At 63.1% G+C, this 12,279-nt stretch carries 10 protein-coding genes; 8 read left to right on the top strand and 2 right to left on the bottom strand.

Annotated elements, in window-relative coordinates:
• Window positions 1-142 precede the first annotated feature (142 nt).
• The 3 genes from yegS (at window position 143) to AC0ZZU_RS13400 (ending at window position 2,931) form a co-directional block, all read left to right on the top strand.
• Window positions 143-1,036, top strand: coding sequence for a lipid kinase YegS (yegS, locus tag AC0ZZU_RS13390; protein ID WP_476341283.1), 894 nt, complete (start codon window positions 143-145; stop codon window positions 1,034-1,036).
• 102 nt (window positions 1,037-1,138) lie between these two features.
• Window positions 1,139-2,074 carry a chemotaxis protein CheV gene (locus AC0ZZU_RS13395; protein ID WP_476341285.1) on the top strand — a complete coding sequence of 312 codons (936 nt, stop codon included), beginning with the start codon at window positions 1,139-1,141 and terminating at the stop codon, window positions 2,072-2,074.
• Window positions 2,075-2,130: 56 nt separating this feature from the next.
• Window positions 2,131-2,931 (top strand): MOSC domain-containing protein, encoded by an 801-nt coding sequence (locus AC0ZZU_RS13400; RefSeq protein ID WP_476341286.1) that lies wholly within the window; start codon window positions 2,131-2,133, stop codon window positions 2,929-2,931.
• 35 nt (window positions 2,932-2,966) lie between these two features.
• Here AC0ZZU_RS13400 and AC0ZZU_RS13405 read toward each other — a convergent pair whose 3' ends face one another.
• Entirely contained in the window at window positions 2,967-4,895 is a 1,929-nt protein-coding gene (locus AC0ZZU_RS13405; RefSeq protein WP_476341288.1) for a transglycosylase SLT domain-containing protein, read from the bottom strand.
• Window positions 4,896-5,115: 220 nt separating this feature from the next.
• Here AC0ZZU_RS13405 and AC0ZZU_RS13410 point away from each other — a divergent pair, with 220 nt between their 5' ends.
• Window positions 5,116-7,038, top strand: a complete 1,923-nt coding sequence (locus tag AC0ZZU_RS13410) for an ATP-binding cassette domain-containing protein (RefSeq protein WP_476341290.1) — start codon at window positions 5,116-5,118, stop codon at window positions 7,036-7,038.
• A gap of 42 nt (window positions 7,039-7,080) precedes the next feature.
• Here AC0ZZU_RS13410 and AC0ZZU_RS13415 read toward each other — a convergent pair whose 3' ends face one another.
• On the bottom strand, window positions 7,081-7,521 hold the full coding sequence (locus tag AC0ZZU_RS13415) for a universal stress protein (protein WP_158459087.1): 441 nt from the start codon (window positions 7,519-7,521) through the stop codon (window positions 7,081-7,083).
• A 109-nt stretch (window positions 7,522-7,630) separates the two neighbouring features.
• On the opposite strand from AC0ZZU_RS13415, the gene AC0ZZU_RS13420 reads away from it, so the two are divergent.
• The 4 genes from AC0ZZU_RS13420 (at window position 7,631) to AC0ZZU_RS13435 (ending at window position 12,230) form a co-directional block, all read left to right on the top strand.
• Window positions 7,631-8,068 carry a hypothetical protein gene (locus tag AC0ZZU_RS13420; RefSeq protein WP_476341291.1) on the top strand — a complete coding sequence of 146 codons (438 nt, stop codon included), beginning with the start codon at window positions 7,631-7,633 and terminating at the stop codon, window positions 8,066-8,068.
• 475 nt (window positions 8,069-8,543) lie between these two features.
• On the top strand, window positions 8,544-10,691 hold the full coding sequence (fadB, locus tag AC0ZZU_RS13425) for a fatty acid oxidation complex subunit alpha FadB (RefSeq protein ID WP_476341293.1): 2,148 nt from the start codon (window positions 8,544-8,546) through the stop codon (window positions 10,689-10,691).
• Between the two features lie 31 nt (window positions 10,692-10,722).
• Complete coding sequence (gene fadA / locus AC0ZZU_RS13430) at window positions 10,723-11,898, top strand: acetyl-CoA C-acyltransferase FadA (protein WP_476341295.1); 1,176 nt, start codon at window positions 10,723-10,725, stop codon at window positions 11,896-11,898.
• 80 nt (window positions 11,899-11,978) lie between these two features.
• Window positions 11,979-12,230 carry a DUF1653 domain-containing protein gene (locus tag AC0ZZU_RS13435; RefSeq protein ID WP_476341296.1) on the top strand — a complete coding sequence of 84 codons (252 nt, stop codon included), beginning with the start codon at window positions 11,979-11,981 and terminating at the stop codon, window positions 12,228-12,230.
• The last annotated feature ends 49 nt before the right edge of the window (window positions 12,231-12,279 follow it).

Consider the following 12,279-nt stretch of genomic DNA (forward strand, 5'->3'; position numbering starts at 1 on the left):
GCTTCGCCCAGGTATTCGGCGGCCGTTAGTCCCGTCGTCTGCGGCGCGTGTCTGCGTGCCATGTAATATTTTTCCCGGCTATGCAGTAAACCCTGCGCCGTGGTTGTCGAGATTGCGGGTGAACTCATTTCTGGAGACCGTTATGCAAGAGCGCAAGGCAATGCTGATCCTGCATGGCAAGCAGGCACTGAACGAGGATGTGCGTGCCGCGGTCGGCACTGTGCGCGAGCTCGGATGGACCCTGGACGTGCGCGTGACGTGGGAGGGCGGCGACGCCCAGCGGCTGGTCGGCGAGGCATTGGCAGCCGGTTATACGCACATCGTCGCAGGCGGCGGGGACGGCACGTTGCGTGATGTCGCGGAGACCATGGGGCTGGCCGGTACCTCGGCGAGCCTGGTCCTGCTGCCGCTAGGCACGGCCAACGATTTTGCCAAGGCCGCCGGGGTACCGCTGGAGCCGTTGGCAGCCCTGCTGCTGCTCGACGCGCCAGCACGGCCGGTGGACCTGGGGCGGGTCGGCGACCAGTTGTTCCTGAACATGGCCACCGGCGGCTTCGGCACCCAGGTGACGGCCAATACCTCGGAAGATCTGAAGAAGGTCCTGGGCGGCGCGGCGTATCTGTTCACCGGCCTGTCGCGCTTCAGCGAGCTGCAGGCCGCGTCGGTGGAGCTGCATGGCCCGGATTTCCAATGGCAGGGCGACCTGCTCGCCCTGGGTATCGGCAATGGCCGGCAGGCGGGCGGCGGGCATGTGCTGTGTCCCGAGGCGAGGGTCGATGACGGCTTGCTCGACGTCAGCATCCTGCCGGCGCCCCAAGAGGTGGTCGGGGCGCTGCGCGACCTGCTGGCAGGCGATGGCCTGTTCGTGCGGGCACGCGTGCCGTGGGTCGAGATCCGCAGCGCGAAGGGGCTGGATATCAACCTCGATGGCGAACCGCTACAGGGCGACAGCCTGCGCTTCGAGGCCGTCCCAGGTGGGCTGCACCTGCATCTGCCGGTTGACTCGCCTTTGCTCAGTGGTCAGGCCAGCGCTTGATGGGCTGCGAAAGATCTCAGGACCAATGAGTCAAGCTGGGTGGCATGCGGCCGATACAGGGCGTGTGATTTCACTTTTTCTGACAAGTCCTGGGGTTTTTCAATGGCTGGCATTCTTGACGCGGTAAACCAACGAACGCAGCTGGTTGGTGAAAACCGCCTGGAAATCCTCATGTTTCGCCTGGCCGGCCGCCAGTTGTTCGCGATCAACGTGTTCAAGGTGCAAGAGGTTCTGCAGCTGCCCAAGCTGACACTGATGCCCCAGCGCCACCCCTTCGTCTGCGGTGTGGTCAACTTGCGCGGCCAGACCCTGCCAGTGATCGACCTGTCCCAGGCCATCGGCATGCGTCCCCTGCAGCCGGGGCCCAACAGCACCATCATCGTCACCGAGTACAACCGCTCGGTGCAGGCGTTCCTGGTGGGCGGGGTCGACCGCATCGTCAACATGAACTGGGAAGCGATCATGCCGCCGCCGACCAGCGCGGGCCGGCAGCATTATCTGACCGCGATCAGCAAGGTCGACGAGCAACTGGTCGAGATCATCGACGTGGAGAAGGTGCTGGCCGAGATCGTTCCCTACAGCGCCAAGGTCTCGCGCGACAAGCTGGAGGATCCGTTGCTGGCCCGTGCCCGTGGCCGTGAGGTGCTGCTGGTGGATGATTCGAGCGTCGCCCTGGCGCAGTTGCGCGACACGCTCTCGCAGATCGGCGTGAAGATGCACGTGGCCAGCGATGGGCTCAAGGCGCTGCGCCTGCTCAAGAGCTGGGCGGATGCAGGTGAGGACATCTGCGAGAAGCTGCTGATGGTCTTCACCGACGCCGAGATGCCTGAAATGGACGGCTATCGCCTCACCACGGAAATCCGCAGCGACCCGCGCCTGCGGGGTCTCTACGTGGTGCTGCATACCTCGCTGTCGGGCAGCTTCAACGAGTCGATGGTGAAGAAGGTCGGTTGCGACAACTTCCTGTCCAAGTTCCAGCCAGACAAGCTGGTCGATGTGGTGCGCCAGCGTCTGGCGCTTGACCAGGCCACAGGCTAGGCCGCCTTCCGCGCCAGGTATAAGCTTGTATTTTGACCTGGCAGGGGATGGCAGGGATGTTCTTGAGTGCGATGTACCACTACCCGGTGAAGTCATGCCGGGCTCAGGCACTGCAGCGGTCGCCGGTCGACCTGCTGGGGCTCGAGGGTGATCGGCGGTGGATGGTGGTCGAGGAACAGAACGGTCGCTTTCTGACCCAGCGCGCCTACCCGAAACTGAGCCAGCTCTCGGCCCGCCAGGGGGACGTCGGGCAGCTGGTTCTGGAGGCGCCTGGCCAGCCTGCGCTGGAAGTACCCGTGCCGATGGCCGACGAGAGCCTGCGCGGGGTGACCCTATGGCGTGACACCCTGCGCGTGCCGGATGCGGGCGATGCGGCGGCGGCCTGGCTGAGCCAGTTGCTCGGCAAGCCGGTGCGGCTGGTGCATTGCCCAGAGCCGCGCGCTCGTTACCTGCCCAGCGGGTATGGATTGAACAGCGACCGCGCAGCGTTTCCGGATGGGTTTCCGCTGCTGCTGGTAGGCCAGGCGTCGGTCGATGACCTGAGCATGCGCGTGGGCCGGCCCATGGAAGCTCTGCGGTTGCGGCCCAACCTGGTGATCGAGGGCAGCGCGGCATTTGCCGAGGATGGCTGGAAGCGTATCCGCATCGGGTCGCTGGAGTTCCGCGTACTGGCGCCGAGTGTGCGCTGCATCTTCACTACCCTCGACCCGCTGACCGGCGAGCGCAGCCCTGATCGGGAGCCGTTGACCACGCTCAAGGAGTATCGGCAGAAGGACGGAGACGTGCTGTTCGGCCAGAACCTCGCGGCCGATGGCCGCGGGGTGCTGGAGGTGGGCATGGAGGTCGAGGTGCTCTGACACAGCAGGTCCAGCCCCAGCAGCTTCAGGATTCTCTACAGGTCATCGAAGAACCGCTCGTGCCAGTCCACCAGCGGCTGTGGTGAGTTGAGCTTCTGCCCGTAGATCACCGAGTACGACAGCACGTTCTGCACATACTGACGCGTCTCGTCGAACGGGATCGATTCGACCCACACGTCGAAACTCAGGTGATTGGCGCCACGCAGCCATTGCCTCACCCGGCCGGGCCCGGCGTTGTAGGCCGCCGAGGCCAGCACGCGGTTGCCGTTGAACTGGCTGTGCACCTGGCTGAGGTAAGCGGCGCCCAACTGGATGTTCTTGTCCGGGTTGAGCACCTGAGCCTGCGAGGCCAAGGGGATATTGAACTTGCGCGCGGTCTCGCGGGCGGTGGCGGGCATCAGTTGCATCAGGCCACTGGCGCCGACGCTTGAACGGGCGTCTTCCATGAAGGCGCTTTCCTGGCGGGTTATGGCGAACACCCAGCTCGAATGCAGGCCCCGTACCTTGGCTTCGCGCACGAGTGTCTCGCGGTGAGCCATCGGGAAGCGAATATCCAGGTCATCCCAGTACTGGGCCTGGCTGATGGTGCGGATGGCTGGGAAATACCAGCGCATCTGGTAGGCCAGGCGCGCCTGGGCGACCATTTCATCGCGGCTGAAGTGACGGCTGACGTAGTACCACTCGCGGCGGCCGTCGACGATCTGGCCGCGGGCGTGGAACTCGAGCGCGCGGCGGATCCCAGGGGTATTGCGAACCTTGTTGACCAGTTGCTGGCTCAGCACCAGTGGCTTGTGGTTGAGCTGGTATGGGGTCTGCACGCGGTCGGCGGCCAGGAAGCCGTAGAAGTCGCGCTCGCGCGCCACGTTCTTGTACAACAGTGGAATCTGCGGGTTCTTCGGTTGAGCGAGTTCAAGGCTGCGGGCTTGCCAGTACTTCCAGCGGTTGCTGCTGGCCAGGTCCTCTGGCAGACGCTTGCTCAATTCGTAGGCATCTTCCCAGCGGCCCAGGCGCAGCAGCAGGCGCATGCGCCACTCACTGACGGTGTTGTCACGCAGCTCGGGGTCGTAGCGGGTCATCAGGTCGAGGGCCCGAGGGTCGTAGCGCCGCGCCAGGGTCAGGCCGATCTCGCGGGCGATGGCGACTTTTTCGTCACGGGAGAAGTGCATGCGCTGGGCGTAGTCATCGAGCAGCTGCATGGCACGTTCCGGGTCTTGCCGGGCCAGCCGGCGCAGGCCCAGGCTTACCACATCCGACATGGCCTCGTTGACCGGGCTGAAGCGTGACGGCTGGTTTAGCAGCTCCGGTTTCTGCGCGACGTCCAGCAGCAGGCGGCCTTGCGGGCCCAGGGTGGTCAAGGTCTGCACCATGTTGCTGGCCAGGCCGTAGTTGCGCGCCTGCGCCGCAAGCTTGGCGCGCTGCCAGCGTTTGGCCTCGGTCAACTGGCCTTCGGCCGCCCACATTCCGAACAGGGTGTCACAGGCAGCGGGTTGCGACTTGCCGACATTCCACAGTTTTTCGGCGCTGGCGAAGCCTTCGGCGCGCTGGCCGTGGCTGAGCTGGTACTGGCCGTTGAGGCAGTCCAGTTCGGTGAAGTTCAGCTTGGGGTCGTAGTACTTGACGAAGGGCTTCCAGTCGCCGCGCTCGGCCAGCCAGCGCAACCAGCGCAGCTTCATCCAGTTGGCCTGGGGCAGGTCGCCGTGCTTGGCGAGGAACCCTTCGATCTCTTCATTGCTGGCGCTCTTGAGGCGCGCCGTGAGCTCGTCATAAGCCAGGTACGGTGTCAGCGGATAGTCGCGAAGCTCCTGCGCATAGCGAAGGTACGGTCCCTTGTCGCCCTTGGCCAGGGCACGCTTGGCTTCATCGTAGTATCGGCGTTGCTGAGTGAGGTCGGCAGCCTGGACCGCGCTGGTGGTGCTGGCGGCGAGCAGCAGGCAGGAAACAATGTGAAACAGGCGGCTGCGCATGATACGTCCGGGCAGTTGAACCATGAAAAGTGACGGCGAGGCCAGCACTGTGGGGTTGTGTTGCTTAGCTTAGCCGGTTGGCGCGGGCGGAAGAAAGCATTGTGCTTGTATCGAGTTGTAATCACTCGACCGTTTGTAGGAAAGCACTTCCGCAGAGGTGTGCTTAATGTGTTGGAGGGTCAAGTCAGGTAGAATGCGCGCCCAGTTTTTGGAGAAGATCATGACCCTGCTCAAATTAAGCGATGTGTCCCTTGCGTTCGGCGCCATGCCGTTGCTGGACAAGGTGTCCTGGCAGATCGCCCGTGGTGAGCGGGTGTGCATCATCGGCCGCAACGGCACCGGAAAGTCGAGCATGCTGCGCCTGATCAAGGGCGAGCAGAAGCCTGACGACGGCGAGATCTGGCGCGCTCCTGGCCTCAAGATCGGCGAACTGCCGCAAGAGCTGCCGGTGGCCGACCAGCGCACGGTGTTCGACGTGGTCGCCGAAGGCCTGGATGGCGTAGGCGCGCTGCTGGCCGAATACCACCACCTGAGCCAGAACATCCACACCGACGAAGACCTGAACAAGCTGATGCATGTTCAGCAGGATCTCGAAGCCCGTGATGGCTGGCGCCTGCAGCAACTGGTCGACAGCACTCTCAGCCGCTTGCAGCTGCCGGCCGACAAGACCCTGGCCGAGCTGTCCGGTGGCTGGCGCCGCCGTGTGCTGCTGGCCCAGGCGCTGGTGTCCGAGCCGGACCTGCTGCTGCTCGACGAGCCGACCAACCACCTGGACATCGGTGCGATCGCCTGGCTCGAAGAGGCCCTCAATGGCTTCGGCGGCGCTGTGCTGTTCATCACCCACGACCGCTCCTTCCTGCAGAACCTGGCCACGCGCATCCTGGAACTGGACCGCGGCGGGCTGATCGACTGGAACGGCGACTACGCAAGCTTCCTGGTGCACAAGGAGGCCACGCTGGCCGCCGAGGAAACCGCCAACGCGCTGTTCGACAAGAAGCTGGCCCAGGAAGAAGTCTGGATCCGCCAGGGCATCAAGGCTCGCCGCACCCGTAACGAAGGCCGGGTGCGTGCGCTCAAGGCCCTGCGGGTCGAGCGTGGCGAGCGCCGCGAGCGCCAGGGCAAGGCCAACATCCAGCTGGATGTCGCCGAGAAATCCGGCAAGCAGGTGATGGTGCTGGAAAACGTCAGTTTCAGTCATGCCGGTGGTCCGGAGCTGGTCAAGGACTTCTCCATGGTCCTGCAGCGCCAGGACCGTATCGGCCTGCTGGGCGCCAACGGTACCGGCAAGACCACCTTGCTCAAGCTGATGCTCGGCGATCTGCAGCCGACTGGCGGCAAGGTCGAGTCGGGTACCCGTCTTGAAGTGGCCTACTTCGACCAGTTGCGCCACCAGCTCGACCTGGAAAAAACGGTGATCGACAACCTTGCCGAGGGTCGCGACTTCATCGAGATCGACGGTCAGAACCGGCATGTGCTGAGCTACCTGGGCGATTTCCTGTTCAGCCCGCAACGCGCGCGTACGCCGGTCAAGGCACTGTCGGGTGGTGAGCGTGCGCGCCTGCTGCTGGCCAAGCTGTTCAGCAAGCCGGCCAACCTGCTGGTGCTCGACGAACCGACCAACGACCTGGATGTTGAAACCCTCGAGTTGCTCGAGGAAGTGCTGTCGGCGTTCAAGGGCACCGTGCTGATGGTAAGCCACGACCGGGCATTCCTCGATAACGTGGTTACCAGCACCCTGGTGTTCGAAGGCGAGGGCAGGGTGCGCGAGTATGTCGGCGGCTACCAGGACTGGATCCGCCAGGGCGGTTCGCCAAAGCTGCTGGGTGTGAGCGAAAGCAAGTCCGGCAAGTCGTCGCTCAATAGCGCCGTGGTCGAGGCTGCACCGGTGGTCGAGCCTGCGCCTGTTGCAAGCGCGGACCCTGCGAAAAAGAAACTCAGCTACAAGCTGCAGCGCGAGCTGGAGTCCTTGCCTGCCCAGATCGATGAGGTGGAGCAGAAGATGGCGCAGGTTCAGGAGGAGATCAATGCATCGAACTTCTACCAGCGCCCGATCGGCGAGACCACTGCGGTGCTGGCGAGCCTCGAAAAGCTCCAGGCCGAGCTGGATATCCTGGTCGAGCGCTGGGCTGAGCTGGACAGCTGACGGAACACGCCACCCGGCGCTCAGGCGCCGGGTGGCGTGGTGTCATTCCTTCTTCTGCAGGCGCACTGCCAGCACGTCGCACGGCGCGCCGTGAAGCACGTCATTGGCGGTCGAGCCCAGCAGCAGGGCCAGGCCGTGGCGGCCATGGCTGCCGACCACGATCAGGTCGCACTGGTACTCCTTGGCCAGTTGGTGGATCTCCTGGCGTGGCTGGCCGTAGGTAAGATGCGAGTCGCCACGCGGGATGTCCGGATACTTGACGAAAAGGCGATCCATGCGCTCCTTGGCCTGGTCGAACTGCTGCTGTTGCAGCTGCGACAGGTCCATCGGCACATCGCCCCCAAAGGCCATGGCCATGGGTTCGACGATATGTACCAGCGACACCTTGGTAGTGCCGAGCGAGGCGAGCTTCATGGCACGCTTGATCACCGGGTCGCATTCTTCGGTCAGGTCTACGGCAACCAATATATGTTCGTAGGACATGAGCAGTTCTCCTGACAATCGCGATAGTTGAAGTATGGTCGGTTTCAGGCTGATCGCTGTGAATCTCGGCTAACCAGCTCATTTGCAACGCTTTATGGGAACAACAGATATGACGATATGGCTGGTTGTGTCAATCATTGCCTTGATTCTCAGCCCACTTGCGTGGCTGCGTCCCTCGCGTAATCAGAGCGTGCGGATGAATCTGCGCCTGGAGGGCAGGCGCATGGGGCTGGCCATGCAGCTGGCGCCTCAGCAGTGGCCACACTGGCTGGGCAGGCATGCGCCTGACCCTTGCCCGCAGTACCATCGCGGACGGAGCAAAGGGCGAAGCGACACCTGGTGCTATTGGCAGCTGACGCCAGGCGTATGGCTCAACCAGTGGCGCGAGCCCTGCGACGACGCACGGGTGCAGGCCGAGCTCGCGCGCTTGCCCGAGAGCGTCTACAAGGTCGAGGCTGGCACTCAGATGCTCGCCCTCTATTGGAGCGAGCGGGGCGAGAAATCTGTATTGCAGGATATTGCCGAGGTGCTTGAAGCACTCGCTTGATCCTGTCCCGTCAGCGCGCCAAACGACACCGCGGGGCCAGCCCGCTCCCAGGCTATGGGAGCGGGCTGGCCCCGCGGTGTTTTCAACTATATGTCTTCAACTATAGCCATCAAGGCCAGGCAGGCCGGGAACGTTTCGTTCAAGCACCACTATAGCTGCTCCTTGCCAGCGCGCTGCAAATCCTTGCAGCTTTTTCCCCATGGCCGGTGTCTATCGCTAGCACCGAGCTTTGCCCCCGAACGCCACAAAATGACCGGAAAGTCGCGTTTTCGCCGTGCTTGAGAGCATTTGACAACGTGAGGCTTTTCAGTGAATGTGTGCATACCCAAATCAAACGGGCGTATGAATTGAGCGTTTGTATGTCAAGCCGCTCCTGCATATTTCCCGACTATCGCGCTGGCGGGTGTGCCTGGTGGGCTTGCTCCCAGAGTTCAGCGTGTACAGTTTTCAGCTTCCATATCGTGGAGATCAGTTGATGATTTACGAAGGTAAAGCCATCACGGTTAAGGCTCTTGAAAGCGGCATCGTCGAGCTGCGCTTCGACCTCAAGGGTGAGTCCGTCAACAAATTCAACCGTCTGACCCTTGGCGACCTGCGCCAGGCCGTGGACGCCATCAAAGCCGACGCCGCGATCAAGGGTGTGATTGTCAGCAGTGGCAAGGACGTGTTCATCGTCGGCGCGGACATCACCGAGTTTGTCGACAACTTCAAGCTGCCCGAGGCCGAGCTGGTAGCCGGCAACCTGGAAGCCAACCGGATCTTCAGCGATTTCGAAGACCTGCAGGTGCCGACGGTGGCCGCCATCAACGGCATCGCCCTGGGCGGTGGGCTGGAGATGTGCCTGGCCGCGGATTACCGCGTCATGGCCAGCACCGCGAAGATCGGCCTGCCGGAAGTCAAGCTCGGCATCTACCCGGGCTTCGGCGGCACCGTGCGCCTGCCGCGCCTGATCGGTGCGGACAACGCCATCGAGTGGATTGCGTCCGGCAAGGAAAACCGTGCCGAGGACGCCCTCAAGGTCGGCGCGGTCGATGCGGTGGTTGCGCCTGAGCATCTGCAAGCCGCAGCTCTCGACCTGATCAAACGCGTCATTGCGGGCGAATTCGACCATAAGGCCAAGCGCCAGCCCAAGCTCGACAAGCTCAAGCTCAACGCCATCGAGCAGATGATGTCGTTCGAGACTGCCAAGGGGTTCGTGGCCGGCCAGGCCGGGCCGAACTATCCGGCGCCCGTCGAGGCCATCAAGACCATCCAGAAGGCCGCCAACCATGGTCGTGACAAGGCCATCGAAATCGAGGCGGCAGGCTTCGCCAAGCTGGCGCGCACCTCGGTTGCCGAAAGCCTGATCGGCCTGTTCCTCAATGACCAGGAGCTCAAGCGCAAGGCCAAGGCCCATGACGAGATCGCCAATCCGGTGAAGCAGGCCGCCGTGCTCGGCGCCGGCATCATGGGCGGTGGCATCGCCTATCAGTCGGCAGTCAAGGGCACGCCGATCCTGATGAAGGACATTCGCGAAGACGCTATCCAGCTGGGGCTCAGCGAGGCTTCCAAGCTGCTCGGCAAGCGTGTCGAGAAGGGCCGGTTGACGCCTGAGAAGATGGCCGAGGCACTCAACGCCATCCGCCCGACCCTGTCGTACGGCGACTTCGGCAATGTCGACATCGTCGTCGAGGCCGTGGTCGAGAACCCGAAGGTCAAGCAGGCGGTGCTCGCGGAAGTGGAAGGGCAGGTCAGGGAGGGCACGATCCTGGCCTCCAACACCTCGACCATCTCCATCAACCTTCTGGCCAAGGCGCTCAAGCGGCCGGAAAACTTCGTCGGCATGCACTTCTTCAACCCGGTGCACATGATGCCCCTGGTGGAAGTGATCCGCGGCGAGAAGTCCAGTGACGTGGCGGTCGCCACCACCGTGGCCTACGCCAAGAAGATGGGCAAGAACCCGATCGTGGTCAATGACTGCCCGGGCTTCCTGGTCAACCGCGTGCTGTTCCCGTACTTCGGTGGTTTCGCCAAGCTGGTAAGCGCGGGTGTCGACTTCGCGCGTATCGACAAGGTGATGGAGAAGTTCGGCTGGCCGATGGGCCCGGCGTATCTCATGGACGTAGTGGGCATCGACACCGGCCATCATGGCCGTGATGTGATGGCCGAGGGCTTCCCTGACCGCATGAAGGACGATCGCCGCTCCGCCGTCGACGCCCTGTACGAGGCCGAGCGCCTGGGCCAGAAGAACGGCAAGGGCTTCTACGCCTACGAGACCGACAAGCGCGGCAAGCCGAAGAAGGTGGCCGACCCGGCGGCGCTCGAAGTGCTCAAGCCGATCATCTTCGAACAGCGTGAAGTGAGTGACGAAGACATCATCAACTGGATGATGATCCCGCTGTGCCTTGAAACCGTTCGTTGCCTGGAAGACGGCATTGTCGAAACCGCCGCCGAGGCCGACATGGGCCTGGTGTACGGCATCGGCTTCCCTCCCTTCCGTGGGGGCGCGCTGCGCTACATCGATTCGATCGGGGTTGCCGAGTTCGTCGCCCTGGCCGACCGGTACGCCGATCTGGGGCCGCTGTACCACCCCACCGCGAAGCTGCGTGAAATGGCCGAGAACGGCCAGCGCTTCTTCGGCTAAGCGCCCAACGATATAGAGCGAGAGAACAGATATGAGCCTGAATCCAAGAGACGTGGTGATTGTCGACTTCGGTCGCACGCCGATGGGCCGCTCCAAGGGCGGCATGCACCGCAATACCCGTGCCGAAGACATGTCGGCGCACCTGATCAGCAAGCTGCTCGAGCGCAACGGCAAGGTCAATCCGGCAGAGGTCGAGGACGTCATCTGGGGTTGCGTCAACCAGACCCTCGAGCAGGGCTGGAACATTGCCCGCATGGCGTCGTTGATGACCCCTATCCCGCATACCGCCGCGGGCCAGACTGTCAGCCGCCTGTGCGGCTCTTCGATGAGCGCGCTGCACACCGCGGCGCAGGCCATCATGACCGGCAACGGGGATGTCTTCGTGGTCGGGGGCGTCGAGCACATGGGCCACGTCAGCATGATGCACGGCGTCGACCCGAACCCGCACATGTCCCTGCATGCGGCCAAGGCCTCGGGCATGATGGGCCTGACCGCCGAGATGCTCGGCAAGATGCATGGCATCACCCGCGAGCAGCAAGACCAGTTTGCCCTGCGTTCGCACCAGCTCGCCCACAAGGCGACGGTCGAAGGCAAGTTCAAGGACGAGATCATCCCGATGCAGGGCTATGACGAGAACGGCTTCCTCAAGGTCTTTGGCTACGACGAAACAATCCGCCCGGAAACCACTCTCGAAGGCCTGGCGTCCCTCAAGCCTGCCTTCAACCCCAAGGGCGGCACCGTGACTGCCGGTACTTCGTCGCAGATCACCGACGGCGCCTCGTGCATGATTGTCATGTCGGCGCAGCGTGCCCAGGACCTCGGCATCCAGCCGCTGGCGGTAATCCGCTCGATGGCAGTGGCCGGCGTCGACCCCGCAATCATGGGCTACGGGCCGGTGCCGTCGACCCACAAGGCGCTCAAGCGCGCGGGTCTGACCATGGCCGATATCGACTTCATCGAGCTCAACGAAGCCTTCGCTGCACAGGCCCTGCCAGTGCTCAAGGATCTGAAAGTGCTCGACAAGATGAATGAGAAGGTTAACCTGCACGGCGGCGCTATCGCTTTGGGGCACCCTTTCGGTTGCTCCGGGGCGCGGATTTCCGGCACTCTGCTCAATGTCATGAAGCAGAACGGCGGTACCTTGGGGGTCGCGACCATGTGCGTCGGCCTGGGCCAGGGCATCACCACTGTCTTCGAACGCGTCTGACCGCGCGTGATGGACAGCAGCCGGGGCCTTGTGCCCCGGTTTTTGTTTTTTGCAGGATTTATTTCAAGAGGGTAAGCGACATGCAGATACAGCCAGGCGTATACCGGCATTACAAGGGGCCTGAGTATCGTGTGTTCGACGTCGCACGGCACTCCGAGACCGAAGAGTGGGTGGTCTACTACCAGTGTCTGTACGGTGATTACGGGCGTTGGGTGCGCCCCTTGTCGATGTTCGTCGAGTCCGTCGAGGTTGACGGCGAACAGGTCCCGCGCTTTGCTCTGGTCAAGGCCGAAAAGGGGATGTTCGAGCGCCCGGATGCCGAAGGCGGCTGAGCCATCGCGCTTGACCTCACCTTGTCGCCACTATATATAGCGGTGCCGC

This window comes from Pseudomonas sp. JE3303 (assembly GCF_056312565.1).